Genomic DNA, 25,497 nt, shown 5'->3' on the forward strand with positions numbered 1-25,497 from the left:
CGGTCCTCTCGCTCGGTGGCTGCGGGGGCTCATGCCCCGCCGGGCGGGTCGGCACGCTCGGAGAGAGCGGGACCACTGACGCCGCGGGCGGGCAGGTCGTCACCCTGCTCGGCGTCCCGCGCCAGGGCGTCCTCGCGGGTCAGCGGCACGTCCTCGAAGGAGGACCCGCTGTCGCTGTTGTCGCCGGTGCCGGAACTGGTGGGGATGTCCTGCTGGATGCGGTCGCTGCCCTGCGGATCGGTCATCGCCGTGCTCCCGTCGTCGTCGTCCTCCGGGCATGCCCAGCGCGACCGCCCCGGGAAACGGCCGACGGCCGCCCCTGGGGAGGGACGGCCGTCGGCGTGCGGGCCTGGAGGAGGGGGTCCTCCTAGAACGCCGCCTCGTCGACCTGCATCAGCGAGTTGTCGGTGTTCTCGACGATGGCCCGCTCCCCGGCCAGGAGCGGCAGCACCTGGGTGGTGAAGAAGCGGGCGGCGGCGAGCTTGCCCTCGTAGAAGTGCCGGTCCTTCTCGCCGACCTCGCCGGAGAGCGCGGCGAGCGCCACCTCCGCCTGGCGGACCAGCAGCCAGGCGGTGATCAGGTCACCGGTGGCGAGCAGGAAGCGGGAGGTGTTCTGGCCGACCTTGTACAGGTTGGTCATGTCCTCCTGCGCGGCGGTCAGGTGGCCGAACATCGCCGTCAGCATGCCCTGGACGTCGGCGAGCCCGGCCGCCAGCGCGGCGCGCTCCTCCTTGAGCCGGCCGTTCCCGGCCTCGGCGTCGATCGTGGCCTGGATCTGGGAGGCCAGCCAGGTCAGCGCCACCCCGCCGTCCTTGACGATCTTCCGGAAGAAGAAGTCCTGGCCCTGGATCGCCGTGGTGCCCTCGTACAGGGTGTCGATCTTGGAGTCGCGGATGTACTGCTCGATCGGGTAGTCCTGCAGGTAGCCCGAGCCGCCGAGGGTCTGCAGCGACTCCTGGGTGAGCAGCTGGGTGGCCCGCTCGGAGCCGAAGCCCTTGACGATGGGCAGCAGCAGGTCGTTGAGGCGGGCGGCGAGGCGGGCCTCCTCGCTGTCGGCGGTGCCGGCGGCCTCGGCCTCGAGCACCTGGTCGCGGAAGCCGGCCGCGTACAGGTAGAGCGCGCGCATGCCCTCGACGTAGGACTTCTGCAGCATCAGCGAGCGGCGGACGTCGGGGTGGTGGGTGATCGTCACCCGCGGGGCGTCCTTGCTGGTGGCGGTGAGGTCGGCGCCCTGGACGCGGTTCTTCGCGTAGTCCAGCGCCACCTGGTAGCCGGCCGACAGCGTCGCGATCGCCTTGGTGCCGACGAACATCCGGGCGTACTCGATGATCCTGAACATCTGCGCGATGCCGTCGTGCACCTCGCCGACCAGCCAGCCCTGCGCCGGCACCGGCCCGTCGCCGAAGGTGACCTCGCAGGTCGTGGAGACCTTGAGGCCCATCTTCTTCTCGACGTTGGTGACGTAGACGCCGTTGCGCTCGCCGAGCTCACCGGTCTCCAGGTCCACGTGGAACTTGGGGACGACGAACAGCGACAGGCCCTTGGTGCCGGCCCTCGCGCCCTCGGGGCGGGCCAGCACCAGGTGGACGATGTTGTCCGAGAGGTCGTGCTCGGCGGAGGTGATGAACCGCTTCACGCCGGAGATGTGCCAGGAGCCGTCGGGCTGCTGCACGGCCTTGGTGCGCCCGGCGCCGACGTCGGAGCCCGCGTCGGGCTCGGTGAGCACCATGGTGGCGCCCCAGTTGCGCTCGATCATCATCTCGGCGAGCTTCTTCTGCTCCGGGGTGCCGAGCTCCCACAGGACGGTGCCGAAGGTGGGCCCCGAGCCGTACATGAAGACGGCGGGGTTGGCGCCCAGGATCATCTCGTAGGCCGCCCAGCGCAGTGCCACGGGAGCGCCGAAGCCGCCGAGCTCCTCGGGCAGGTCGAGGCGGAACCACTCGCCCTCGGCGAGGGCCTGGACCGACTTCTTGAACGACTCCGGCAGCGCCACGGAGTGGGTGGCCGGGTCGAAGACCGGCGGGTTGCGGTCGGCGTCGGTGAACGACGCGGCGATCGGGCCCTCGGCGAGCCGCCGGATCTCGGCGAGCACTCCGCGGGCCGTCTCGGCGTCCATCTGCGCGAACGGCCCGGTGCCGAACCGGTCCTTGGTGTCCAGGAACTCGAAGAGGTTGAACTCGAGGTCCCGCAGGTTCGCGGTGTAGTGGCTCATGCGTGTGGCTCCGTTGCTCCGGCAGGTCTGCCGGCGAGTGGTCTACTCGCCAGTAACAAACGCTATTACCCGTCGGTAACCGGAGCAAGGGGGCCCGCCGGAGCCGCCTCCGGAGGGGGAGTCAGCGACTGCGGCGGCGGGCGCGCAGCACCGCGCCGGCGAGCGCGGAGATCAGCGCGCCGAGCACCGCGGCGATGAGCAGCGCGAGCACCAGCGGGGCGCGGACGTTGCCGAAGACCAGGCTGATGTCGACGGTCTGGGTGTTGAAGACGACGAACAGCACCAGCACCACGGTCACGAAGAGCAGCAGCGCGAGCGCGAGGCCGCGGCCGATCGTCCGGCCGGTGTGCCGTTCGCGGGAAGGCCGGCCCGTGCCGGACGGGGTGCCCGGCGCCCTCCCGGGCGTGCCGGGCGTCGTCCCGGGGGTCGTGCCGGACAGTGGGGCCCCGAGGCCGCCGGCACCGGTGCCGAGGCCGGTGCCGGGCGTCGCGGGGGTGCGGGGGTCGAGGGGGGATCCGGGGGCGGTCACGCGCACGGATCTGCCCGGGACGGCGGGCGTCCAACCGCCCGCCGTCCCGGTGCGCTCAGTGCGCGTCGGGCTCCGTGCCGGCCGGTGGCCAGGCCGGCCCCGCGATGCCGTCGGCGGGTCCCTCGGTCGCGCCCAGGGACTCGCGGTCCTCGCCCGGGGCCTTGTCCGCGCCCAGGGGCCGCGCCTCGCGGTCGGCTCCGGCGTCGTCCTCGTCCGGCATCGTCATGGCGACGGTCTGCCCGGCGTCTCCGGGTGGGAAACCGGGCGGTCAGTCGGAGAGCGCGGGACCGGCCTCGTGGTGCGGGTGGCCGCCGGTGCGCTCGCGCTGCTTCATCCGGGCCTCGTAGACGTGCCGGTCGCCGCCGGCCAGCTCGTTGCGCGCCCGCTCGTCGAAGTCGCGGAACACCGACCAGTAGGTGGCGTCGTAGTCCTCGACGATCTGGAAGGTCCACCGGTCGGCGACGACGTTGCGGCCGACGAGGTCGCGGTCGAGGTCGTCGGCCAGCTGGGTGTGCCCGGCCTCGCGGAACAGCGCGACGGCGTCCTGCAGGAGCAGGTCGGCCTTGCCGGAGTGCTGGTGGAAGCCGTAGAGCTGGCCGCGGGCCTGCTCGATCGTCTCGAGGGCCTCGGAGAGCTTGCCCAGCCCCTCCACGGTGGTGTCGTCGAGGTCCGGGCGGCTGCGGTCGGGGGGAGTCACCGCCCCATCCTGCGGTCCGGGACGCCGGGGCGCGCGCGGACCGCAGGACCGGCGATCAGGCGGCGACGAGCGCGGCGTCGACCAGCCGCTCGGCCAGCTTGCGGCCGTGCGCCGCCGGGCCGTCGGGGCCCAGGAGGCCGCCGGAGAGGTACATGCCGTCGATGATCAGGTGCACCTGGGCGGCGAGGTCCTCGCCGCGGCCGGGCACCAGCTCGTCGGCCAGCCGCTCGAGCCGGGCGTGCAGCTCGAACTTGTAGTCGGCCGCGGCACTGCGGGCCGGGTGCGTCGGGTCGTCGTACTCGCTGCTGACGTTGGTGAACGGGCAGCCGCGGAAGCCGGCGCGGGTGACGTCGCGCTCGACGATGTCCACCACGGCCAGCAGGGCGGCGCGCGGGTCGCCGTCGAGGCGGGCCAGCTCGGCGTCGATCGCGGCCAGGACGGTCGCGGCCTTGCGGGCCAGGTAGGCGCCGACGAGGTCGTCCTTGCTCTTGAAGAGCCGGTACACCGTCATCTTGCCCAGGCCGGTCTCGCGGACCAGTTCGTCCATGCCCACGCTGCGGGAGCTGCGAGCGGCGAAGAGCCGCTCGGCGGTGTCCAGGACGATGGCCTGCCGTTCCGCGCGACTGCGGCGGACGGGGGCCGTGGCGTCGTCGGCGGCGAGGGAGAGGGCGGCTGCGGTCACGTCAGCGATGGTGCAACAGCACCGTGACGGAGCAGTTCGCGGCACGCCGGGGTGGTCGCTCTGGGTGACGAGAGGCGCCCGGGTGACCCGGGGCGGTGGTGTTGCGTGGGACGAGTGTGACGGTGTGCAACCGGGTCGTGTCCCCGGTGCGCGGGCTCAGGCCCGGCGCACGCGCCGCGGGTTGGCCAGCAGGCGGGCCACGGGTACCGCGGAGGTCTGCTGGTTCGACGAGTCGTCGGCAGAACGGTCGGCGGTGCTCTCGTCGGTCATGCGGGCGTCGCGCTGAGTGTCCTCCATGCCACCCAGCGTCCCCCCGGAGGGCGATCGAGAAACAGCCCCCGCGGGGTGACTCGCACCTCAGCGGCTGAGATGTGCGTCACGTCCTGCGGCCGGAACGGCCTCAGGCGGCGGTCGGCACCCGGTGCGGGTGGGGCTCGTGACCAGACCCGACGGGCAGCCCGGCGGCCGAGCGGCGGGTGCCCACCATGACGGCGGCCCAGACGACGACGGCGACGGTGACCACGAAGAAGCTCGGCGGCAGGTCGACCATCGCCGCCAGCACCAGGCCCAGCCAGACCGACACCAGCGCGATGCCGACGGCGATCGCCGCGACCCGGCCGGGGCGTGCGGTGATCCGCAGCGCGGTGGCCGCCGGGGTGACCACGAGGGCGAACAGCAGCAGGGTGCCGACGACCTGCACCGCCATCGTGATGGTCAGCGCCAGGAGGACGACGAAGGCCACCCCGAGCGCCCGGACCGGCAGCCCGCGCGCCTCGGCCACCGCCGGATCGACCGACGCGAACAGCAGCGGCCGGGCGACCAGTGCGAGGACGACGACGACGAACAGGGTGAAGGCGGCGAAGACCACCAGCTCGTCGTCGGAGATGGCCAGCAGGTTGCCGAACAGCACCGACGTCGTGGTGCTGGCGTTGGCGCTGGCCAGCGAGCCGAAGAGGACGCCGAGGCCGGTCGCGGCGGCGAGCACCGTGCCGGTGGCGATCTCCCGTTCGGCGACCCGCCGGCCGAGCAGGCCGATCAGCAGGCCGCCGCCGACGCAGAAGACCGCGAGCCCCAGGGTGACGGGTGCCCCGACCAGCAGGGCCCCGGTGGCACCGGGGAAGCCGATGTGGGCCAGGGCGTGCGCGGCGAAGGCGTTGCTCCGGGTGATCACGAAGTACCCGAGCAGCCCGGCGGCCAGCGCGACCAGGGAGCCGCCGATCAGCGCGTTGCGCATGAAGTCGGTCTGCAGGACGTCGAACCAGTCGGCGCGGAAGCCGACGTCGGCCAGCACGCCGCTCACCGGGGGCCCCCGGCGGCGGTGGCCCGGGTGAACAGGTCGCCCTGGGCGGTGCGGACCACCCGCACGGTGGTGCCGTAGAGGTGGGTAAGCAGGTCCTCCTGCACCACGTCGCCGATCGGGTCGTGGTGCGGATGGCCGTCGAGCAGGTAGACGGCGTCGGTGAGCACCGGCAGCAGCGGGTTCAGGTCGTGCGCGACCACCATGATCGTGACGTCCCGCGTGCGGCGCAGGTCGCCGAGCAGCTGGACGATCTCCTGCTGGTTGCGCAGGTCGAGGTTGGCCAGCGGCTCGTCGAGCAGGAGCAGCGCGGCGTCGTCCACGATGGCCTGGGCGATGGCCACCCGCTGCTGCTGGCCGCCGGAGAGCTCGGACATGCGCCGGTCGGCGTACTCCAGCGCCCCGACTCGCCGCAGCGCCTCGTCGACCTTCGCGCGGTCGGCCGCCGAGGTGCGCCGCAGCCCGAACCGGTGACCGGTGAGCCCGAGGGTGACCAGGTCGCGGCAGCGAATCGCCTCGCCCAGGGCGGCGGTGTAGTTCTGCGGCACGTAGCCGATCCGGCGGTCGCCGCGGCGGGGCGGCGCCCCGAGCACCTCCACCCGGCCCGAGGCGATGGGGAGCAGCCCCAGGGCGACCTGGAACAGCGTCGTCTTGCCGGCGCCGTTGGGGCCGATGACCCCCACGACGGCGCCCGAGGGCACCGCCAGGGTGCCCTCGGACCAGACGGTGCGCCCCCCGCGGACGACGCTGACGTCCTGGAGGCGGAGCGCCGGGGCCGGCACCGGCGGGGTGTGGGCGGCGATCGGCAGGCCGGCCGGCCGGGTCACGCCGTCTCCGCCAGCGCGTCGGAGAGTGCCTGGAGCTGCTCGACCTGCCACATGACGAAGGAACCGTCGTCGTCCGGCGCCGATTCCGTCACCTCGACCACGGGCACCCCGGCGTCCTCGGCGGCCGCGCGCAGCTGCTCGGGCACGCTGCCCTCGGTCTGGGTGTTGTAGACGAGGACGTCGATGCTGCCGTCAGCGAGCGCGCGCTCGAAGTCGGCGATGTCGCCGGGGGAGGGCTCGCCCTCGTTGCCCACCGCCCGGCGGTAGCCCTCCGGGGTGCCGTCGGCCAGGCCCACGGCGCGGGCGGTGCGGTCGAAGACCGGCTCGGTCGCCGCGTAGGCGCGGCCGGGTGCGAGCTGGCGCACCGTGGCGAGCGCGTCCACGTAGGGCTGCAGGCCGGTGGTCCACAGCTGGTACTGCTGCTGGAGGTAGGGCGCGGCGTCGGGGGAGAGCTCGGCGAGCTCGGCGGTGATCTGCTCGGCGACCCGCGGGACGAGGTCGGGCTCGTACCAGAGGTGCGGGTCGTCGCCGTCCCGGGCGCCGGCGACCTCCGCGGCGACGACGACGGCCGGCGCGCGGTCGAGGCCCTCGATCGCGTCGGCGGCCCAGGCGTCGTAGCCCAGCCCGTTGTAGACGACGAGGTCGGCGTCCCGGAACGCGGCGATGTCGCCGGCGGTGGCCTCGTGGTCGTGCGGATCGGCGGCCGAGGAGGCGAGCACCGTGGTCACCGATGTGCAGGCGCCGCCGAGCTCGGTGATGATGCCGCTCCACTGACCCACCGAGACGACGACGTCCACGACGTCGCCGGGGCAGTTGGCCGGATCCGCCTCCGACGTCGAGGGGCCGGACGCGCCGTCGCCGCTGGAGCAGGCGCCGAGCACCACGGTGGTGACGGCGGCCAGGACGACCGCGGTGGAGCGGGACACGGGACCTCCGGGTCGAGAATGATTCCCAGTTGCAGTATGACGGAGCAAGCTGGATCGCCTCCGGCCGGGGTCAGCCGCGCCCGACCGCCGCCAGCACCGGGTCCCACAGGTCGCCGCCGCCGGCCGGCACGCTGAACCGGTCGACCAGGCCGCCGAAGCGCTCCAGCAGCGCGGGTCCCACGTCCTCCGGCTCGCCCACCACGGCGAACGCGTCCAGCACCGCGTCGTCCACCAGGTCGCGCATCGCCGTCCACCGGTCGTCGCGGCGGCTCACCGACAGCGCGTGCAGCTCGTCGGCGAGCGCTCCCCAGCCGTGCAGCTCCAGGACCGGCCGGTAGGCGGGGGTGCTGCCGTAGAAGGCGATCCGCTCGCGGGTGCGCGTGGCCGACTGCGCGCGCTCCTCCGGGGTGCGGCCGGTGACCACGAACCCGGGCAGGCTCACCGCCACCTGCGAGCGGTCCCGCCCGGCGGCGGCCAGCCCCTCCTCCAGCGCCGGCAGGGTCCGCTCGCGCAGGTAGCGCGCGGTGGTGAAGGCGTGCGCGAGCAGGCCGTCGGCCACCTCGCCGGCGAGCCGGGTCATCGCCGGCCCCACCGCGGCCAGGTACACCGGCGGCGCGCCCCACCGGTGCGGCGGCGGGGTGAACGTCGGCGTCATGAGGGTGTGCCGGTAGTGCTCGCCGGTGAACCGCAGCGGATCGCCGCCGGCCCAGGCGGTCCAGATCGCGCGCAGGGCGGCGACGTACTCGCGCATCCGCGGCACCGGCGGGGTCCACGGCATGGAGAAGCGGCGCTCGACGTGTGCCCGCACCTGGGTGCCGAGGCCGAGGACGAACCGGCCGCCGGTGGCGCGCTGGAGGTCCCACGCGGTGCTGGCCACGGTCATGGGCGAGCGGGCGAAGGCCACCGCGATCGACGTCCCGACCTGCAGGCGGGTGGTGGCCCGGCCGGCGACCAGCAGCGGCAGGAACGGATCGGCGTCGACCTCGGCCGACCACGCTCCGGTGAAGCCGCGGGCCTCGAGGTCGCGCGCGGTCGCCTCGAGCCCGTCGAAGCCGGCGGAGGGCAGCATCGCGTCGAGCAGCACGGTGCGCGAGCCTGCCCGACCGCGGGTCGGGAGGCCACCGCCCGTTCCGCTGCGACCGTGAGGCATAGGAGGCTATGCGCACGTTCCGGGACCGGATACGTGCGCATAGCCTCCTATGCCGGGGAGATCGCCACCGCCTCCGGGACGCCGGGCAGCGCCGCCCGCACCGCCGCGTCGTCGGGCAGCGCCCCGCGCGCACCGGGCCCGGTGGTCGACAGCGCCGCGGCGGTGACCGCGTACCGCACCGCGGCCGGCAGCTCCTCGCCACGGGCCAGCGCCTGGCACAGCGCTCCGCAGAAGCAGTCGCCGGCGCCGGTGGTGTCGACCGGGGTCACCGCCGGCGCGGCCTGGTGCAGGGCCGGCGCCCCGCCGGCCGGGACGACGACGGCGCCGCGCGCGCCCAGGGTCACCACGACGGCGGTGCCGGGCCGGGCCAGCCGGCGGGCCAGTGCGGCCACCTCGGCCGGGTCGCGGTGGGTGTCCGGCGCGCCGGCCAGGGCCGCCAGCTCGTGCTCGTTGGGCACCAGGACGTCGACCCGGTCGAGCAGCTCCGGGGGCAGCGGCTGCGGCGGCGCGGGGTTGAGCACCACGGTGCCCCGCGTGCCGGCGGCGGCGGCGGCGACGGTGGCCAAGGGGACCTCGAGCTGGAGCAGGAGCACGCCGGCCGCGCGCACCGCCTCGACGTCGACGTCCCCGGGCGCGAGCGCCGCGTTCGCCCCCGGGACGACGACGATCAGGTTCTCGCCGGTGCCCTCCTCGACCGGGATGGTCGCGCTGCCGGTGGGCACGCCGGCGGTCGCGAGCACGGAGCCGACGTCGACGCCGGCGTCGGCCAGCGCCGCCCGCATCCGCCGGCCGGCGGGGTCGTCGCCGACCCGCCCGACCATGGCGACCCCGCTGCCGAGCCGGCCGGCCGCAGCGGCCTGGTTGGCGCCCTTCCCGCCCGGCGCGGTCGTGGCGTCCCCGCCGACGACGGTCTCGCCGCGGCCGGGCAGCCGCTCGACCGGGACGAGGACGTCCTCGTTGAGGCTGCCGACGACGGTCACGGGCACGCGGGGCACCTCCGGGGGAGGGGGACGGGGCCCGCCGAGCACAGCAGACGGCGGCGGCGCCGGTCCAGGCGCCCGCCGCCGTCGGAGTGCGAGACCGGCGTCAGGAGGGCGTGTCGGCGCCCTCGTCGCCCGCCTCCGGCGCGCCCTCGGCGGGCTGGTCGGGATGCGGCGTGCGGCCGGTGCCCTCCTCGCCACGGGACGGTGCGCCGCCGTCGGGCTGGTCGACGTCGCTGGCGCGGGGCTGCGGCTCGCTCATGGCTCCTCCTCGGTCCGGGTGGTCACCGGGCGTGTATCCGCAGGCGGGCGGCGGAAACGGCCGCCGTCCGGCTCCCCCTCGTCCTCGGGCGGCACGCCGGCCTGCCGGAACCAGATCGGCAGGACGTACCAGGTGAGCGCACCCACCAGCAGGACCGCGCCGCCGCCGAGCACCCCCGCCGTCCGCCCGAGGACGACGTCGAGGATCAGCAGCACGGCGGCGCTGATCGCCAGGACGAGCACTGCCAGGCCCAGCTGCAGCAGCCGGTCGCCCACGACGATCAGCTCGCCCTTCTGCCGCCGCCGGAACACCAGGCGGTGGAACGACACCGGCGCGATGAGCAGCACCGTGGCCAGCGCGGTGCCGAGCAGGGCGCAGGTGTAGACGGTGAGCTGGACGCCGTCGAGCTCGCGGAAGCGGGCGGTGAAGGCCAGCCCGAGCAGGAACGCGAACAGGATCTGCACGCCGGTGATCGCCACCCGCAGCTCCTGGAGCAGCTCGGCGAGGTTGCGGTCCAGCAGCTGGTCGAGGGTCTCGCCGCGCGCCCGGGCGCTGCGCTCGGCCGCCGTCGCGTCGAACCGGCCCCGCATCCTCTCCGTCACGCCGGGGCCCTACCCGGCCCGCACGGTTTCCGACCGGCGTCCGCGCGGTAGTGCCGGACCCGGAGGCGAACCCGGGAGGGCACATGGCCGGTGAGGACGACGACGCGGTCCGCCGCGACTTCGGCGAGGCGGTGAACATGACCGCCGGCGAGCTGGAGAAGTGGCTGGACACCGAGGAATCGCGGTCGGTCGGGCAGAAGAGCGACGACTCGGCGGAGTCCACCGGGCACGCGTCCGGACGGCGGATCGTCGAGCTGCTGCGCACCAAGAAGGCCGACCTCACCGACGACGACCTCGCGCACATGCGCAAGGTGCACGGCTACGTGCAGCGACACCTGGCCCAGCGCCCGACCGGCGAGGACGTCGAGACCTCGCGCTGGCGGTACTCCTTGATGAACTGGGGCCACGACCCGCTGAAGGACGAGGGGTAGGCCGCCGGTGCGGCGCAACGACCCCGCCCAGTACGACGAGCTGGCCGACCAGTGGTGGCAGCCCTCGGGCGGGTTCGCCGCGCTGCACTGGCTGGCCGCCTCCCGCGCCGAGCACGTGCCGCGGGCGCGCACGCCCGACGCGCTGCTGGTCGACCTCGCCTGCGGCGGCGGGCTCATGGCGCCGCACGCCGCCCGGCTGGGCTACCGGCACGTCGGGGTCGACCTGGGCCTGCGGGGGCTGCAGATCGCCCGCGCCCACGGCGTCCTCCCGGTGCGCGGCTCGGTGCTCGCCGTCCCCCTGGCCGACGGCTGCGCCGACGTCGTCGTCGCCGGGGAGGTGCTCGAGCACGTCGAGGACGACGTCGCCGTGCTGGCCGAGTGCGCCCGGCTGCTGCGGCCGGGCGGCACGCTGGTCGTCGACGCGCTGGCCGACACCCGGCTGTCGGCGTTCCTCATGGTGCGGGTGGCCGAGCGGCTCCCGGGCGGACCGCCGCCGGGCATCCACGACCCCGCGCTGTTCGTCGACCGCCGGCGGCTGCTGGCCGCCGCCGACCGGCTGGGGCTGCACCTGCGCCTGGTCGGGCTCCGGCCGTCGATGCGGGAGGCGGTCGGCTGGGCGCTCGGCCGTCGGCAGACGGTGCGGATGAAGCCGATCCGCTCGACCGCGGTCGTCTTCGCCGGCTACGGCGTGCGGCGGCACGACGGACCCCGGTCGGACGGGCACGATCCGGTGAGGCGGCGCCTTTCCTCCGACGCGCTTACCGTCGAGGCATGAGCGCCCGCGTCACCAGCCCGTTCCCCCGCGCGGAGCGGCCGTGAGCACCCCCGTGCTCACCGGCTCGGGGGCCGCGCTGCCGGCCGCCCTCGACCAGGACGCCGCCTGGGACGGCTTCTTCGCCCGGCACTACGCCGACGTGCGGGCCGCCCACCGGATCTTCACCGGCGCCGGCGTGCGCACCCGGCACGCGGTGGCCAACCCCGTCGACGAGGACCTCAGCGGCTGGGGCACCGGCGCGCGGATGGCGCGCTACGTCCAGGAGGCGCTGCCCCTGGGCAAGCAGGCGGTCGCCGGCGCGCTCGACGCCGCCGGCCTCGCTCCCGGGGACGTCGGCCTCTTCGCCGTCGCCACCTGCACCGGGTACGCCACCCCGGGGCTGGACATCCGGCTGGCCAGCGACCTGGGCATGCCGACGGACCTGCAGCGGCTGCTCGTCGGCCACATGGGCTGCTACGCGGCGCTGCCGGGGCTGGCCGCGGTGGGCGACTTCGTGACGGCCCGCTCCCGTCCGGCGGTGCTGCTGTGCTGCGAGCTGACCAGCCTGCACGTGCAGCCCGCGCAGCGGGACCTCGACCAGGTGGTGGCGCACGCGCTGTTCTCCGACGCCGCGACGGCCGTCGTCGTCGAGCCCGGCGCGCGGCGCGGCCGGCGGCTGGCCGGCGTGGTCGCGCGCACGGACGCCTCCACCGCCGACCACATGACCTGGGACGTCACCGACCTCGGCTTCCGCATGGGGCTGTCGCCCCGGGTGCCCGACGTGCTCTCCCGGCACGTCGGCGGGGTGGTCGACGAGCTGCTGGCCGGCGCGGGGCTGCGCACCGAGGACGTCGCCGGCTGGGCGGTGCACCCCGGTGGCCCGCGGATCCTCGACGTCGTCCGGGACGAGCTGGGGCTGACCGAGGAGCAGATGGCCGCCTCGCGGCGGGTGCTGCGCGAGCACGGCAACTGCTCGTCGGCGACCGTCCTGCTCGTGCTCGACGAGCTGGCCGACGTCGACGGGCCCGTCGTCGCCATGGCGTTCGGGCCGGGGCTCACGCTCTACGCGGCGCTGCTGCTGCCCGCCTGAGGACCGTCGCGCACGATCGACTGGCGCGGCGACCTGCGACCACTACCCTGTGTGACATTGGTCACTGTCCGCAGGGAGTGGTGCCTCATGGCGAATCCCAGTGCGCCGATCCGGGTGTTCCTGGTCGATGACCACGAGGTCGTGCGGCGCGGGGTGGCCGAGGTGCTGGAGGACGATCCCGGGATCGTCGTCGTCGGCGAGGCCGGCTCGGTCGCCGAGGCGATGGCGCGGGTGCCCGCGGTCCGGCCCGACCTCACGGTCGTCGACATGCGGCTCCCGGACGGCGACGGCGCCGAGGTGTGCCGCCGGCTGCGCGAGCGCGACCCGGGCCTGCGCTGCCTGGTGCTGACCAGCTACGCCGACGAGTCCGCGGTGGCCGCCGCGGCCGCCGCCGGGGCCTCGGGCTACGTGCTCAAGCAGGTGCGGGGCGCCGCGCTGGTCAACGCCGTGCGCACGGTGGCCGGCGGCGGGCGGCTGTTCCCCACCTCGGTCGGCGGCCCGCCCCCCGCCGAGCGCCGCCGGGACCCCGACCGCGAGCGCCGGCTGGCCGCGCTCACCGAGCAGGAGCGCACGGTGCTGCGGCTGATCGGCGAGGGTCTGACCAACCGGCAGATCGGCGTCCGGATGGGGCTGGCGGAGAAGACGGTGAAGAACTACACCAGCCACCTGCTGGCCAAGCTGGGCCTGGAGCGGCGCACGCAGGCGGCGATCCTGGCCACCGAGCTGCGCGACCGGAACGGGAGCTGACCGCCCTCACGGGCAGCCGGGCCGGGGCACCACCCAGCGCACTTCGGTGCCGGGTGGGCCCGCCGAGGCGGTCATCCGGCCGCCGTGCCGCTCGGCCCGGTCGGCGAGGTTGGCCAGGCCGTTGCGGGCGATCACCGGGGGCAGCCCGCGGCCGTCGTCGGTGACGACGACGCAGACCTCCTCGCCGCTCGCCACGGTGACGGTGACCCGGCTGGCGGCGGCGTGCCGGACCACGTTGGTCACCAGCTCCCGGACCACGGCCACCACGTCGGGCACCAGCTGCGCGGGCAGGTCGTCCAGCCCCGGCCGCAGCCGGAGGTCGGTGCGCAGCCCGTGCCCGTCGGTGATCGAGCGCACCACGTCGGCCAGCCGGCGGCGGACCGCGGCGGGCGAGGCGTCCTGCGGCTGGTTGAGCTCGAAGATCGCCGTCCTGATGCGCTCGATGGTGCCGTCGAGCTCGTCGACCCGCTCGGCGATCCGGGCCGCCGCCTCGGGCGCGGACCCCTCCAGCGAGCGGCTGATCCGGTCCAGCGCCAGCCCCGTCGCGTAGATCCGCTGCACCACGTGGTCGTGCAGGTCGCGGGCGATCCGCTCCCGGTCGGCCTGCACCTGCAGCTGGCGCTCCCGGCGCTGGCTGCGGGCCAGCTCCAGCGCGACGGTGAGCTGGGAGGCGAACGCGGCGGCGAGCTCCAGGACGTCGTCCGGGAAGGGCGGGCGGCCGTGCCGGCGCAGCGCCACGACCGTGCCCACCGGCGGCCGGCCGCCGAGGGGCAGCACGAGGCACGGGCCGTACCGCCCCCCGACGAGGTCCTCGACGACGTCCGGGTAGTCGGTGCTCTCCGCGACGGCCGTGGCGTCATCGATGACGTGCGGGACCCCGGAGCGGTGCGCCTCCCCCAGCCGGGTGCCGGCCAGGGGCACGCGCACCCCGCCGGCGTCGGCGTTGCCGCCGCCGATCGCGGTCACGACCGTGAGCACCTCGTCGTCGCCGTCCAGCGGCACCAGCACGCCGGCGGTGTCGGCGGAGGTGAGGTCGGTGATCCGTGCGGCGATCGCCTCGAGCACCTCGTCGGGCGGCGTGCCGCGCAGCAGGGAGGTGGCGAGCTCGGTCGCGGCCTGGCTCCAGGCGCGGCGCCGGTCGGCGCGCTCCAGCAGGCGGGCGTTCTCGATCGCCAGCCCGGCCGCCGCGGCCAGGGCGAGCACCGCCTCCTCGTCGGCTGCGGTGAACGGGCCGCCGCCGCGCTTCTCGGTGAGGTAGAGGATGCCGAACACCGCGTCCCCGGCGCGGACGGGCACGCCGAGGAACGAGCGCATGTCCGGATGGCCGGGCGGGAAGCCGACCGAGGCCGGGTGCCGGCCCAGGTCGTCCAGGCGCAGCGGCTCGGGGTGGTCGACCAGCAACCCGAGGACCCCGAGGCCCGCGGGGAGCCGGCCGATCCGCCCGGCGTCGGTGTCGTCCATCCCGACGACGACGAAGCGGTCCAGGGTCCGGCCGTCCGGGCACAGCACCCCGAGGGCGCCGTAGCGGGCGTCGACGTGCTCGACGGCGGCGCGGACGATGTCGTGCAGGGTGCCCTCGAGCGGCCCGCCGGTGCCGACCGCGCGGAGGGCGGCGGCCAGGTCCGGCGGGCCGGGTGGGGGCTCACCCCGGCCGGGCGGGGTCAGGGCCCGGGAGGCGGGGGACTCGGCGGAGGAGGAGGGCACGGACAGGGGGCGGCCTCCCGTCACGCGGGCCGGGCGAGGCGCCGGACCGGGGTGCGGGGGACGGCGGGGCGGAGCAGGGCCTTCGACGACGGGCCGACGACGACGAGGTCGGCGCCGCGGGCCGCGCCGGTCAGCGCCTCGTGGACGGCGCGGTCCAGCACCGCCGTCCGGATGCGGCCGTGCACGCCGGTCTCGGCGATGGCGCGCAGCACCTGGGCGTCGACGAGGTCGGGGGCGACCGGCCGGTCCTCGTCGAGGACGGTGACGGCGACGACGGTCGCCTCGCGGCGGGCGGCCTCGCGCAGGGCCCACACGAGGGAGCGCTGGGACTCGGGAGAGCCGTCGACCTCCACGAGCAGCCACGGGGCGCGGCGGGGGAGCAGGGGGGCCAGTCGGAGGGGCTCGACGGCGCGGTCGGTGCCGGCGTCCGTCGGAACGGGTGTGGGTGGTGGGCGGTCCTCGGCCCCGGGCACGGGAGCGGGGGCGTCACTCATACGGCGATCGTGTCCGCGCGATCACAGGCGCGGCAGGGCACAAGGGCCCGCCGGGCGGCCTCGAAACGTGCCAGGAGCGTTTCGTTTGACCGGGGTGTGCATGCCGCCACCCAGTGTGTCGATTCCGTTACGGACCGGTCCGGCAGCCGACGACCACGGTGGCGTCCCGATCCTCGTCCCGCTGCACCCTCGCCCGGAGCCCGGCGGCCGTGACCGCGGCCGCCGTGAGGGGCGCCTGCGCCTCGCTGGTCTCCACGACCAGCACGCCGTCCGGGGCCAGCCAGCCGGGTGCGCCGGCGGCGACGCGCCGTTGCAGCGCGGTGCCGTCCGGACCGCCGTCCAGCGCGGTGCGCGGCTCGTGCAGCCGGGCCTCGGGTGGCATGAGGGCGATCGCACCGGTCGGCACGTAGGGGGCGTTGGCCAGCAGCAGGTCCACCCGGCCGCGCAGGTCCGCGGGCAGCGGCGCGTAGAGGTCGCCCTCGTGCACCCGGCCGCCGACGGGCCCCACGGTCCGCCGGGCGCAGCGGACGGCGGCGGGGTCGACGTCGGCGGCGTGCAGGTCGACGTCGGGCAGGCCGGCGGCCACGGCGGCGCCCACGGCGCCCGAGCCGCAGCACAGGTCGACCACGGTGACCCGTCGGCCGGCGGGGGCGGCGGCGAGCGCAGCCTCGACGACCAGCTCGGTGCGCCGGCGGGGGACGAACACCCCGGGCTCCACGGGGATCCGCAGCCCGCAGAACTCCGTCCAGCCCACGACCTGCTCCAGGGGCTCGCCGGCGGTGCGGCGGGCGACCATCACGGCGAGCTCCGCCGGTCCGGTCGCGCTGGCCAGCAGCGCGTCGGCCTCCTCCTCGGCGAACACGCAGCCGGCGGCGCGGAGGGTGGCGACGAGCTCACCGGGGCTCAGCACGGCCTCCCGGCGGGGGGTGGAGGAGAGCGGGTGACGGGAATCGAACCCGCACTGTCAGCTTGGGAAGCTGATGTTCTACCATTGAACTACACCCGCGAACGCTCTGACCTGCGGTTTTCCCTCACAGACCCCGGCCTGGAGGCCGATCGAGCGGTCCCGGGAAGAGTACACGGTGGGCCCGGCCGCACGGCGCGCGGCCCCGTCGCCGGACCGCCGTCCGCACCTCCTCGCGACGCGATGTCGAGAACCCGCCGCCGGCTGCGTCCCTGCTGTAGACCCGGCCATGGGGGCCGGACGTCGAGCGAGGAGACAACGATGGCCAAGTACCTGCTGCTCAAGCACTACCGCGGCGCGCCGGCGGCGGTCAACGACGTGCCGATGGACCGGTGGACGCCGGAGGAGGTGACCGCGCACGTGCAGTACATGCAGGACTTCGCGGCCCGCCTCGAGGCCACCGGCGAGTTCGTCGACGGGCAGGCGCTGGCCCCCGACGGCCTGTGGGTGCGGTCGGACGGCGAGGGGCGGCCGCCGGTCACCGACGGTCCGTTCGCCGAGACCAAGGACCTGATCGCCGGCTGGATGATCATCGACGTCGACAGCCAGGAGCGGGCGGTCGAGCTGGCCGGGGAGCTGTCCGCGGCACCGGGCGCGGGCGGCCGGCCGATCCACGAGTGGCTCGAGCTGCGCCCGTTCCTGGGCGCGCCGCCCACCATCCGGGAGTGACGCGGTGGAGGAGGCCCTGCTGCGGGCGCTCGTCCCCCGCGTGATCGGGGTCCTCGGCCGTCGCGGAGCCGACTTCGCGGCGGCCGAGGACGCCGTCCAGGACGCCCTGGTCGAGGCGCTGCGCGTCTGGCCGGACGATCCGCCGCGGGATCCGCAGGCCTGGCTGGTCACCGTCGCCTGGCGCCGGTACCTCGACGCCGTCCGCGCCGACACCGCGCGGCGGCGGCGGGAGCTGGTCGTGGAGGAGGAGCCGGCGCCCCCGCCGGGCGGCGAGGTCGACGACAGCCTGCAGCTGTACTTCCTGTGCGCCCATCCCGCGCTGTCGCCGGCCTCGGCCGTGGCGCTCACCCTGCGGGCCGTCGGCGGCCTGACCACGCGGCAGATCGCGCGGGCCTACCTGGTGCCGGAGACGACCATGGCGCAGCGGATCAGCCGGGCCAAGCGGACGGTGTCCGGCGTGCGGCTGGACCGGCCCGGCGACCTCGGCACGGTGCTGCGCGTGCTGTACCTGGTGTTCAACGAGGGCTACTCCGGCGACGTCGACCTCGCCGCCGAGGCCATCCGGCTCACCCGCCGGCTGGCGGCCGGCACCGACGACGAGGAGGTCGCTGGCCTGCTCGCCCTCATGCTGCTGCACCACGCGCGTCGCCCGGCGCGCACCCGCGCCGACGGCAGCCTCGTGCCCCTCGCCGAGCAGGACCGCAGCCGGTGGGACACCGGCCTGATCGCCGAGGGCGTCGCCGTGCTGCAGGCCGCCCTGGCCCGCGACCGGCTGGGCGAGTACCAGGCCCAGGCGGCCGTGGCCGCCCTGCACGCCGACGCCCGCACCGCGGAGGAGACCGACTGGGTGCAGATCGTCGAGTGGTACGACGAGCTCGTGCGGCTCACCGGCAGCCCGGTGGCCCGGCTCAACCGGGCGGTCGCGGTCGGGGAGGCCGACGGGCCCCGCGCCGGCCTGGCGGCGCTCGCGGAACTGGACCCCGCGCTGCCCCGCCACACCGCCGCCGCGGCGTACCTCACCGAGCGGGCCGGCGACCCGGGCACCGCCGCGCGGCTCTACGCCGAGGCGGCGCGGTCGGCGACCGACCTGGCCGAGCGCGACCACCTGACCCGGCAGGCCGCGCGGCTCAACGCCGGGCGGCGGTGACCGGTCAGCGGCGGGCGCGGATGACGACGGTGGTGCCCTCGGCGCTGGGCGTCGCCGTGACGTCGGCGAAGGCGCTCATGAGCATGGAGCCGCGGCCGCGGTCCATGCTCGGCACCCGCTCCCGCCAGCGGCCGTGGTCGCGGACGGTCACCACGATCTCCTCGGCGGTGATCTCGACACCGACCTCGACCACCGGCTCGGAGGGGTCCTGGGCGTGCTCGACGGCGTTGGTCGCCGCCTCGCAGGTGGCCAGGGTGAGGTCGTAGGCGAGGTCCTCGTCGAGGCCGGCCTCGGTGAACAGCGCGCGCAGCCGGCGCCGTAGCGGCGGGATCGCCGACGCGGCCGACGGGAACCGCCAGTGCCCGGAGTGCACGGCCTGGTCGGGCTGCGGCGCCGGCTCCGGCTCCGGCTCCGGCTCGGAAGGCTCCGAGCCCACCGGCCGGCGGGGGCGCGGCGGGCTCACCGGTGCCGCGGCGGCCCCGCCGGCCGGGGCCAGCGGTCGCGGCGACGGCCCGGACGGCGCCCCGGCCGCCCGCTCCAGCACCGCGCGCACGCGGGCGACGAGTTCCGCGGACTGGAAGGGCTTGGCCAGGTAGTCGTCGACCCCGGCGTCGAACCCCTCGACCGCCGCCTCCTGCCCGGCCCGCGCGGTGAGCATCAGCACCGGGATTGTCCGGGTGGCCGGGTCGGCCCGCAGCGCGTGCAGCAGCTCGAAGCCGTCCAGCCGCGGCATCATCACGTCGGTCAGCACCAGGTCGGGGCGGTCCTCGGCGATCCGGGCCAGCGCGTCCTCGCCGTCGGTCGCCGTCCGGACGGTGTGGTGCGGCGACAGCAGCCGGGTGAGGTAGGCGCGCATGTCGGCGTTGTCGTCGACCACCAGCACCGACCGGCGCGGGCCGGCGGCCGGCGCGGCGGGTGCGGCCGGGAGGTCGAGGTCGTCGTCCCAGGGGGTGACGGCGGCGCCGCGCGCGGTCTCCGACGGCACCGCCGGGCCGGCGGGATCGGCGTCGGGCTCGCCGTAGGGGAGCGACACGGTGAACGTGCTGCCCGAGCCGGGGGAGCTCTCGGCCGTCACCTCCCCGCCGTGCAGGCCGACCAGCTCGCGCACCAGCGCCAGGCCCAGGCCGGTGCCCTCGCGGCTGCGCGCCCGGCTGTCGGATCCGCGGTGGAAGCGCTCGAACAGGTGCGGCAGGTCGGCCTCGGGGATGCCGACACCGGTGTCGGCGACCCGCAGCACCACCTGCTCGTCGTCGCCGGTGAGGGCCACCGAGATGCCGCCGACGAAGGTGTACTTCACCGCGTTGGTGACCAGGTTGAGGACGACCTTCTCCCACATCCGCGGATCGACGGCCGCCGCCCGGGGCAGCGGCGGGCAGTCCACGGTGTACTCCAGCCCGGCGCGCTCGGCGGCGGCGCGGAGCACGCCGGCCAGCTCGGCGGTGAAGGCCGGGAGATCGACCCGGACCCGCACCGGCGCGGCCCGGCCGGCCTCGATCCGGGCGAAGTCGAGCAGGTCGTTGACCAGTCGCTGCAGCCGCTGCCCGTTGCGCTGCGCGAGCGCGAGGGACGCGCGGACGTCGTCGGGCAGCGCGGCCCCGGCGTCGGCGAGGACGTCGCCGATGGGGGCCAGCAGCAGCGTGAGCGGCGTGCGCAGCTCGTGGCTGACGTCGGAGAAGAACGCCGTCTTGGCCTTGTCCAGGGCCGCGAGCTCCTCGGCGCGGGCCCGCTGGGCGGCGTAGGCGCGGGAGTTGACCACGGCTCCGGTCACCTGCCGGGCGAGCAGCTCGTGGAAGGTGCGGTACTCGGCGTCCAGCGCCCGGTTGGGGTTCACCCCGAGCACCAGTGCGCCCACCGGCTCGGTACCCGAGGCGCTGGCCAGGGGCAGCACGACGGCGTCGGTCACCGCGTCGCCGAACGGGCCGCCGGCGATCCCGAGCGCGGCCAGCGGCAGCTGCTCGAGCTCCGCCGTCCCGGCGACGTGCTCCGGCAGCCGGTCGGCCGGGCAGCCGACCGCGCCGGCGCGGGCGAGCGGGCCGCCCTCCGGGGGGCAGAGGTAGACGGCGGCGAACGGGACGTCGAGGGGGTCGGTGGCCAGCGCCTGGCAGGCCGCGCCCACCACCGACAGCTCGTCGCCGAGCACCCCGCCGGTGCTGGCCACCTCGTGCAGCAGCTCCTGGCGCCGCTCGGCGAGCACCTGCCGGGTCACCTCGGTGCAGACCGCGTGCATGCCCGCGACCTCGCCGTCGTCCCCGAAGGCGGGGGCGTGCGAGACGGTGAAGTACGTCTCCTCGCGGTAGCCGGCCCGCTCGAGCAGGAGCAGCAGCTGCGGGATCCAGCTCGGCTCGCGGGTGGCCATGGCGTGCTCGACCGGGCCCTGCAGGGCCGCCCACCCCTCGGCGAGGGTCTCCCGCAGGTCGTCGCCGATGGCGCCCGGGTGCTTGGCCCCGATCAGCTCGGCGTAGGCGTCGTTGTAGATCTGGGTGTACTGCGGCCCCCACGTCAGGATCATGGGGAAGCGCGAGGCCAGGACGGTGCGGACGGCGAAGCGCAGGCTGGCCGGCCAGCCGGACACCGGCCCGATCGGCGTGGCCGACCAGTCGAAGGCGGCCATGAGCCGGCCGTTCTCGCCGCCGTCGGCGAACAGCTCGGCGCCCGCGGGCGCGTGGTCGTCGGCAGGCACAGGTGTGCCAGGACCCGCAGAGTCCACGCACACCTCCCGCTGCACCACCCGGACGTCACGCTCCGGCGGTGCGGTACGTCGTGCACCGGCCGGCGTCAGCCCGGAGGCCGCTCCGTGTCCTGTGCACGGTACCTCTGCCGCCTGGGCGGGTGCGCGGGGCCGAACCGGCGCCTCCTCCCTCCGGGGGGCCGGTCCGCCCCGCCGGTCAGCTGCGCATCTCCCCGAGGAAGCCGATCGCCTCCGAGCGCAGCCGCTCGGCCATCTGCGACAGGCCCGCCGACCCACCGCCCAGCTCGGCCGCCGACGTGCCGTCGACGGCGGCGGCGATGCCGTCGACCAGGCCGTTCATCTCCGACACCGTCCCGCCGACGCTGCTCATCCCGGCCGCGACGTCCTCGCAGGCGCTGCCGATCTGCTCGACCTGCGCGGTCACCCGCTCGGTGGCCCGCCCGGTCTGGTCGGCGAGGTCCTTGACCTCGGAGGCCACGACGGCGAAGCCCTTGCCGGCCTCACCGGCGCGCGCGGCCTCGATGGTGGCGTTGAGCGCCAGCAGGCGGGTCTGGGCGGCGATCGCGTCGATCAGCGCGATGATCTCGCGGATCTCCTGGGACGAGCGGGTCAGGGAGCCGATGGTGCGCTGGGCGCCCTCCACCTCCGCCGTCGTGGCGGTCCCGGCGGAGGTGAGCCCGGCCGCGGTGGCCGACAGCTCGGTGGCCGCGGCGGCGACCTGCTCCGACATCGCGAGGACGACGGACTCGAACTCGTCGGCCAGCCGCAGCCGCGCGGCGCGGGCCTCGGTGACCCGCCCGGAGGTGTCGCGCATGGCGTCGCGGGCGGCGTTGATGTCGTCGGCGGCCTGGCGGTAGGCGCCGGACAGGCCGGTGCCCAGCAGCCGCCGGTGGAAGCGGCCCTCGGCGGCCGAGGCGAGCGCGGCGCGTGACTCCCGCACGAACGCGTCGCCGACGTCGAGGGAGCGGTTCACCGCGTGCTGCAGGGCGACCAGCTCGGGGATCTCCGCGGATCCGGCCACCGGCATCGCCCGGGCCTCGAGGTCGCCGCGGGCTGCGGCCTCGCACGTCTGCACCACCTGCGCCACCGTCGCGCGGTACACCGCCAGCTCGTCGGCGGCCCGGAGGCGGGCGTCGGACCGGCGTCCCACGGTCAGTTCTCCTCGCTGGTGATGATCGACCAGACGTGGTCCTCGTAGGTCTGGCCGGAGCGGGCGAGCAGCTCGGTCAGCAGCTGGGAGGAGGCCTGGACGGCGGTCCGCGCGGTGGGGTGGCGCCGCTCCTCGGCCAGCAGCTGGGCGTACAGCGGCCGGATCCGCTCGACCGCCCGCGGCGAGGGACGCCGGCGGTTGGAGTGGTAGCCGAGGACCGTCCCCCCGGGGCCGTATGACGGCGTCACGTGCGCGAGCACCCAGTAGTGCGCGCCGTCGGCGGCGAGGTTGTCGATGTAGGCGAACAGCTCCTGACCGGCCGCCAGGGTCTCCCACAGCAGGGCGAACACCGCGCGCGGCATGTCGGGGTGCCGGATGAGGTTGTGCGGCTGGCCGACCACCTCGTCCAGGGAGTAGCCGCTCACCCGGAGGAACACGTCGTTGGCGTAGGTGATCACGCCCCGGCGGTCGGTCTTGGAGACGATCAGCTCGTCGGCGCCGAAGGTGCGTTCCTGCCCGGTCGGGACGACGGGTGACCGCGGCACGCGGGGTGGTCGCGGGCGCGCGACGGTGGTCACGGGGCCTCCACTGCTCGGGGACGGTGCACCGGAGGTCATCGGCAGTCGCCCGGTCGGATGGGACCGGGAACGCCGTCGTCACGCGGGGGTCAGAGCCAGACGCCCGCGCAGGACGTCGAGCAGTCGGTCGACCAGAACGACGCCGGCAGCGTCGCGAACCGGGTCGTCGCCACCAGGCGCTCGCCGCCGGGGCCGGTCGCCTCGGCGGGGCCCCCGGAGCCGCCGGAGCCGCCCGAGTCGCCCGAGTCGCCGGAGCCCCCGGACCCGCCGCCGGGCGTGCTGCCCGAGCCGCCGGACCCGCCCGATCCGCCGGGCGCCGGCGTGGCCGGCGTCGTGGGGGTCGTCGGGGTGGTGGGCGTGGTCGGGGCCGTCGGCGTCCCCTCCACGTACTCCAGGGCCGCGGTCAGCACCTCGGAGGTGCCGTCGAGGGCGAACACCGTGACGTCGTAGCTGCCCGCCACCCGGGCCGGCGTCCGGAACACCAGCTGGGTGGGCGAGGAGCTCAGCACGGTCGCCGGGGCCGAGGTGCCGACGAGCACCCGCGGACTGCCGGGCAGCGCCCGGCCGGTGACGGTGACGGTCGTCCCGCCGGCGACGCCGACCCGCACGGGGCTGATCGAGGTGATGCCGAAGGTGCCGGTGCCCGGGTAGGTGGTCATGCCGCCGTCCCCGCCGCCGGAGCCGCCGGGCGTGCTGCCCGGGTCGGTGCCCGGGGTCGGGCCCGAGCCGCCGGGGGTGCTCCCGGAGCCGGTGCCGGGATCGGGACCGGACCCGCCGGGGGTGCTGCCCCCGCCGGTGCCGGGGTCGCCGCCCGGGTCCGTGCCCGGGTCCGTGCCCGGGTCGCTGCCGCCGCCGGTGCCCGGGTCGCCGCCTCCGGCGCCGGGGTCGCTGACCGGGTCCGTGCCGGGGTCGGTGCCGGGATCCGTGCCGGGGTCGCTGCCGCCACCGGTGCCGGGGTCGGTTCCACCGCCGGTGCCGGGGTCGGTCCCCGGCGTCGGGGCCGGGCCGCCCGGGCCGCCCGGGGTGGTGCCGGAGCCGCCCGGCGTGCTGCCCGAGCCGGTGCCGGGACCGGTGCCCGGGTCGCTGCCCGGCGTCGGACCGCCACCGGAGCCGCCTGGGGCGCCGTCCCCGTCCGGGAGGGGGAGGGGCGCGGTGCCCACCAGCAGCGGCGCCGCGCTGGTGCGGCCCAGGGCCGCGCCGTCCCGGTGCAGCCGGACGGTCAGCACGTAGCGGCCGACGCCGAGGTCCAGCGACGGCGCCAGGGTCAGCCCGCTGAGCGAGGTCCGGCTGCCGAGGGTGAACCGGGCCGTGCCGGTGTCGTCGGTGCGCACGGTGGCGCCGGCCAGCTCGATCGGCTCGTCGGCGACCGCCCACACCTGCCCGTCGTGCGCCATGCCCAGGCCGACGTCGACCGAGAACGAGCCGGCCGGCGCGGTGCCCTCCACGGCGACCGACGGGGTGACGACGCCCGCGGCGGGGGCCGTCATGGCGGAGAAGGTGTAGCGGACGGCACCGAGGCCCGCGTCGGCCAGGCCGGCGAGCGAGAGCCGGGCGCCGGTCACGGAGCGGCCGGCCAGCGCGGGCAGCCGGTCGGCGTCGTCGAGCACGGCCTGGCGCACCTGCTGGTAGGTCGCCGACGGCATGGCCGCCCGGTACAGGGCGACCGCGCCGGCCACCTGCGGCGCGGCGATCGAGGTGCCGCTGACCAGCCGGTAGCCGCCGTCGTTCCAGACGCCGAACACCAGGGTCCCGGGTGCGAAGACGTCGACCGAGGTGGCGCCGTAGGCGGAGAAGTCGCTGATGGTGTCCGCGGCCGTGGTCGCGCCGACCGTGATGACGTTGTCCTCGGTCAGGCTCGCCGGGTAGAGGGGCGCGGTGTCGCGGTTGCCGCTGTCGTTGCCGGCGGCCACGACGACGATCGTCCCCTTCCCCGCCGCGTAGGTGACCGCCGAGCGCAGCGCCGTCAGGGCCGCGCCGGAGACCGTGCCGCCCCAGGAGGCGTTGACCACGTCGGCGCCGTGGTCGGCGGCGTAGCGGATCGCCTCGGCGCCGAGCATCACGTCCACGCCGCTGCCGCTGCCGATGACCAGCGGCATGATCGTGACGCCGGGGGCGATCCCGGCGGAGCCGCGGCCGTTGCCGGCCCGGGCGCCGACCGCACCGGCGACGTTGGCGCCGTGCGTGCCGTGGGCCCCGTTGTCCACGTCGGGCGAGTTGGTCGTGAAGTTCCAGCCGTGGCAGTCGCCGGCCTTGCCGTTGCCGTCGGTGTCGACCGAGCCGCAGGGCTCGGCCGGGTTGGTCCACAGCGCGCCGGCGAGGTCCTCGTGGTCGGAGTCGTAGCCGGTGTCGACGACCGCGACGAGCACGCCGCCGCCGTCCCCGGTGTCCCAGCCGGCCGAGGCGTCCACGTCGGCGTCGGCGGTGGCGTTCTGCTGGTAGGCGTTGGACCCGGTGTTCTCCAGGTTCCAGCCGTAGCCGCTCCAGTACGGGTCGGTGACGGTGCCCATGACCGGCACCGTCGGCGAGGGGGCCACCTCGGCCACGCCCGGCACCGCGCGCAGCACGCCCGGGGTCAGCCCGTCGGTGGCCACCAGGGCGCTGCCGTCGCTGAGCGCCTGCGCGTTCACCACGCCGGGGACGGCGGCCAGCCCGGTCAGCAGCGGCGCGGCGTCGCCGCCGGCCGCGGTCACCACGTACCGCGTGAGGCCGTCGCCGGGGCCGTAGTCGGTGGCGATCTCCACCGCCGGATCCGCCAGCGCGGTCACCGCCGCGGCACCGGCGTAGCCCGCGACGGCCGCGGCCGCGAGGACCACCACCTGCGCGCGCTTGGTCATGCTCGGCACGCCACCACTCCTCCCGGCCCGGAGTCGGTCCCCGGACGATGCACCGGCACTCCTGAGGAGCCGGCGGGACGAG

27 protein-coding genes and 1 tRNA gene are annotated in these 25,497 nt (G+C 76.1%); 6 read left to right on the forward strand and 22 right to left on the reverse strand.

Annotated features, from left to right (window positions below; translation table 11 throughout):
- Positions 1-29: 29 nt before the first annotated feature.
- From ACI79R_RS01895 to ACI79R_RS01960, 14 genes are all read right to left on the reverse strand, one after another.
- The gene (locus ACI79R_RS01895) at positions 30-245 is read right to left on the reverse strand and encodes a hypothetical protein (protein WP_456571881.1); all 216 of its coding nucleotides are present in this window, start codon (positions 243-245) and stop codon (positions 30-32) included.
- Between the two features lie 122 nt (positions 246-367).
- Positions 368-2,212: an acyl-CoA dehydrogenase gene (locus ACI79R_RS01900; RefSeq protein ID WP_456571882.1), complete on the reverse strand. Its 1,845-nt coding sequence runs from the start codon at positions 2,210-2,212 to the stop codon at positions 368-370.
- Positions 2,213-2,333: 121 nt separating this feature from the next.
- Complete coding sequence (locus tag ACI79R_RS01905; RefSeq protein ID WP_456571883.1) at positions 2,334-2,741, reverse strand: LapA family protein; 408 nt, start codon at positions 2,739-2,741, stop codon at positions 2,334-2,336.
- 55 nt (positions 2,742-2,796) lie between these two features.
- On the reverse strand, positions 2,797-2,967 hold the full coding sequence (locus tag ACI79R_RS01910; protein WP_456571884.1) for a hypothetical protein: 171 nt from the start codon (positions 2,965-2,967) through the stop codon (positions 2,797-2,799).
- Between the two features lie 42 nt (positions 2,968-3,009).
- A complete protein-coding gene (locus ACI79R_RS01915; RefSeq protein WP_456571885.1) occupies positions 3,010-3,438 on the reverse strand; it encodes a hypothetical protein in 429 nt (142 codons plus the stop codon).
- A 55-nt stretch (positions 3,439-3,493) separates the two neighbouring features.
- Positions 3,494-4,120 carry a TetR/AcrR family transcriptional regulator gene (locus ACI79R_RS01920; RefSeq protein WP_456571886.1) on the reverse strand — a complete coding sequence of 209 codons (627 nt, stop codon included), beginning with the start codon at positions 4,118-4,120 and terminating at the stop codon, positions 3,494-3,496.
- A 156-nt stretch (positions 4,121-4,276) separates the two neighbouring features.
- Positions 4,277-4,417, reverse strand: coding sequence for a hypothetical protein (locus tag ACI79R_RS01925; RefSeq protein ID WP_456571887.1), 141 nt, complete (start codon positions 4,415-4,417; stop codon positions 4,277-4,279).
- 103 nt (positions 4,418-4,520) lie between these two features.
- Entirely contained in the window at positions 4,521-5,420 is a 900-nt protein-coding gene (locus ACI79R_RS01930) for a metal ABC transporter permease (protein ID WP_456571888.1), read from the reverse strand.
- The gene (locus ACI79R_RS01935) at positions 5,417-6,244 is read right to left on the reverse strand and encodes a metal ABC transporter ATP-binding protein (protein WP_456571889.1); all 828 of its coding nucleotides are present in this window, start codon (positions 6,242-6,244) and stop codon (positions 5,417-5,419) included. The genes ACI79R_RS01930 and ACI79R_RS01935 overlap by 4 nt, the downstream gene beginning before the upstream one ends.
- Positions 6,241-7,170, reverse strand: coding sequence for a metal ABC transporter solute-binding protein, Zn/Mn family (locus ACI79R_RS01940; protein ID WP_456571890.1), 930 nt, complete (start codon positions 7,168-7,170; stop codon positions 6,241-6,243). Before ACI79R_RS01940 ends, ACI79R_RS01935 begins: the two co-directional genes overlap by 4 nt.
- A 70-nt stretch (positions 7,171-7,240) precedes the next feature.
- Complete coding sequence (locus ACI79R_RS01945; RefSeq protein WP_456571891.1) at positions 7,241-8,254, reverse strand: TIGR03617 family F420-dependent LLM class oxidoreductase; 1,014 nt, start codon at positions 8,252-8,254, stop codon at positions 7,241-7,243.
- Positions 8,255-8,367: 113 nt separating this feature from the next.
- Positions 8,368-9,306 (reverse strand): ribokinase, encoded by a 939-nt coding sequence (locus ACI79R_RS01950; protein WP_456571892.1) that lies wholly within the window; start codon positions 9,304-9,306, stop codon positions 8,368-8,370.
- A gap of 100 nt (positions 9,307-9,406) precedes the next feature.
- Entirely contained in the window at positions 9,407-9,562 is a 156-nt protein-coding gene (locus ACI79R_RS01955; protein WP_456571893.1) for a hypothetical protein, read from the reverse strand.
- Positions 9,559-10,164, reverse strand: coding sequence for a DUF6328 family protein (locus ACI79R_RS01960; protein ID WP_456571894.1), 606 nt, complete (start codon positions 10,162-10,164; stop codon positions 9,559-9,561). The genes ACI79R_RS01955 and ACI79R_RS01960 overlap by 4 nt, the downstream gene beginning before the upstream one ends.
- An 83-nt stretch (positions 10,165-10,247) precedes the next feature.
- On the opposite strand from ACI79R_RS01960, the gene ACI79R_RS01965 reads away from it, so the two are divergent.
- From ACI79R_RS01965 to ACI79R_RS01980, 4 genes are all read left to right on the forward strand, one after another.
- A complete protein-coding gene (locus ACI79R_RS01965; protein WP_456571895.1) occupies positions 10,248-10,595 on the forward strand; it encodes a DUF3140 domain-containing protein in 348 nt (115 codons plus the stop codon).
- Between the two features lie 7 nt (positions 10,596-10,602).
- On the forward strand, positions 10,603-11,370 hold the full coding sequence (locus ACI79R_RS01970; RefSeq protein WP_456571896.1) for a methyltransferase domain-containing protein: 768 nt from the start codon (positions 10,603-10,605) through the stop codon (positions 11,368-11,370).
- A gap of 40 nt (positions 11,371-11,410) precedes the next feature.
- Positions 11,411-12,439, forward strand: coding sequence for a type III polyketide synthase (locus ACI79R_RS01975; protein WP_456571897.1), 1,029 nt, complete (start codon positions 11,411-11,413; stop codon positions 12,437-12,439).
- Between the two features lie 87 nt (positions 12,440-12,526).
- Positions 12,527-13,186, forward strand: a complete 660-nt coding sequence (locus tag ACI79R_RS01980; protein ID WP_456571898.1) for a response regulator transcription factor — start codon at positions 12,527-12,529, stop codon at positions 13,184-13,186.
- A 6-nt stretch (positions 13,187-13,192) separates the two neighbouring features.
- Here ACI79R_RS01980 and ACI79R_RS01985 read toward each other — a convergent pair whose 3' ends face one another.
- From ACI79R_RS01985 to ACI79R_RS02000, 4 genes are all read right to left on the reverse strand, one after another.
- Positions 13,193-14,890, reverse strand: a complete 1,698-nt coding sequence (locus ACI79R_RS01985) for a GAF domain-containing protein (protein ID WP_456571899.1) — start codon at positions 14,888-14,890, stop codon at positions 13,193-13,195.
- 20 nt (positions 14,891-14,910) lie between these two features.
- Complete coding sequence (locus ACI79R_RS01990; protein WP_456571900.1) at positions 14,911-15,384, reverse strand: universal stress protein; 474 nt, start codon at positions 15,382-15,384, stop codon at positions 14,911-14,913.
- A gap of 127 nt (positions 15,385-15,511) precedes the next feature.
- Complete coding sequence (locus ACI79R_RS01995; protein WP_456571901.1) at positions 15,512-16,294, reverse strand: putative protein N(5)-glutamine methyltransferase; 783 nt, start codon at positions 16,292-16,294, stop codon at positions 15,512-15,514.
- A 25-nt stretch (positions 16,295-16,319) separates the two neighbouring features.
- Positions 16,320-16,390, reverse strand: a tRNA-Gly gene (locus ACI79R_RS02000).
- 219 nt (positions 16,391-16,609) lie between these two features.
- On the opposite strand from ACI79R_RS02000, the gene ACI79R_RS02005 reads away from it, so the two are divergent.
- Positions 16,610-17,017 (forward strand): YciI family protein, encoded by a 408-nt coding sequence (locus tag ACI79R_RS02005; protein ID WP_456571902.1) that lies wholly within the window; start codon positions 16,610-16,612, stop codon positions 17,015-17,017.
- A 4-nt stretch (positions 17,018-17,021) separates the two neighbouring features.
- Positions 17,022-18,164, forward strand: a complete 1,143-nt coding sequence (locus tag ACI79R_RS02010; protein ID WP_456571903.1) for an RNA polymerase sigma factor — start codon at positions 17,022-17,024, stop codon at positions 18,162-18,164.
- A 4-nt stretch (positions 18,165-18,168) separates the two neighbouring features.
- Here ACI79R_RS02010 and ACI79R_RS02015 read toward each other — a convergent pair whose 3' ends face one another.
- The 4 genes from ACI79R_RS02015 to ACI79R_RS02030 all read right to left on the reverse strand — a co-directional run bounded on the left by ACI79R_RS02015 (position 18,169) and on the right by ACI79R_RS02030 (position 25,415).
- On the reverse strand, positions 18,169-20,844 hold the full coding sequence (locus tag ACI79R_RS02015) for an ATP-binding protein (RefSeq protein WP_456571904.1): 2,676 nt from the start codon (positions 20,842-20,844) through the stop codon (positions 18,169-18,171).
- 205 nt (positions 20,845-21,049) lie between these two features.
- On the reverse strand, positions 21,050-22,003 hold the full coding sequence (locus tag ACI79R_RS02020) for a methyl-accepting chemotaxis protein (protein WP_456571905.1): 954 nt from the start codon (positions 22,001-22,003) through the stop codon (positions 21,050-21,052).
- 2 nt (positions 22,004-22,005) lie between these two features.
- On the reverse strand, positions 22,006-22,581 hold the full coding sequence (locus ACI79R_RS02025; RefSeq protein WP_456571906.1) for a PAS domain-containing protein: 576 nt from the start codon (positions 22,579-22,581) through the stop codon (positions 22,006-22,008).
- An 89-nt stretch (positions 22,582-22,670) separates the two neighbouring features.
- The gene (locus ACI79R_RS02030) at positions 22,671-25,415 is read right to left on the reverse strand and encodes a S8 family serine peptidase (protein WP_456572272.1); all 2,745 of its coding nucleotides are present in this window, start codon (positions 25,413-25,415) and stop codon (positions 22,671-22,673) included.
- Positions 25,416-25,497: the final 82 nt, after the last annotated feature.

The sequence above is a fragment of the Blastococcus sp. SYSU D00820 genome (genome assembly GCF_054050695.1).

Excerpts from the sequence above, each read along its gene's own strand:
- ACI79R_RS01895 (WP_456571881.1), bottom strand. The coding sequence starts at position 245 with ATGACCGATCCGCAGGGCAGCGACCGCATCCAGCAGGACATCCCCACC.
- ACI79R_RS01900 (WP_456571882.1), bottom strand. The coding sequence starts at position 2,212 with ATGAGCCACTACACCGCGAACCTGCGGGACCTCGAGTTCAACCTCTTC.
- ACI79R_RS01910 (WP_456571884.1), bottom strand. The coding sequence starts at position 2,967 with ATGACGATGCCGGACGAGGACGACGCCGGAGCCGACCGCGAGGCGCGG.
- ACI79R_RS01925 (WP_456571887.1), bottom strand. The coding sequence starts at position 4,417 with ATGGAGGACACTCAGCGCGACGCCCGCATGACCGACGAGAGCACCGCC.
- ACI79R_RS01955 (WP_456571893.1), bottom strand. The coding sequence starts at position 9,562 with ATGAGCGAGCCGCAGCCCCGCGCCAGCGACGTCGACCAGCCCGACGGC.
- ACI79R_RS01965 (WP_456571895.1), top strand. The coding sequence starts at position 10,248 with ATGGCCGGTGAGGACGACGACGCGGTCCGCCGCGACTTCGGCGAGGCG.
- ACI79R_RS01980 (WP_456571898.1), top strand. The coding sequence starts at position 12,527 with ATGGCGAATCCCAGTGCGCCGATCCGGGTGTTCCTGGTCGATGACCAC.
- ACI79R_RS01990 (WP_456571900.1), bottom strand. The coding sequence starts at position 15,384 with ATGAGTGACGCCCCCGCTCCCGTGCCCGGGGCCGAGGACCGCCCACCA.
- ACI79R_RS02005 (WP_456571902.1), top strand. The coding sequence starts at position 16,610 with ATGGCCAAGTACCTGCTGCTCAAGCACTACCGCGGCGCGCCGGCGGCG.
- ACI79R_RS02030 (WP_456572272.1), bottom strand. The coding sequence starts at position 25,415 with ATGACCAAGCGCGCGCAGGTGGTGGTCCTCGCGGCCGCGGCCGTCGCG.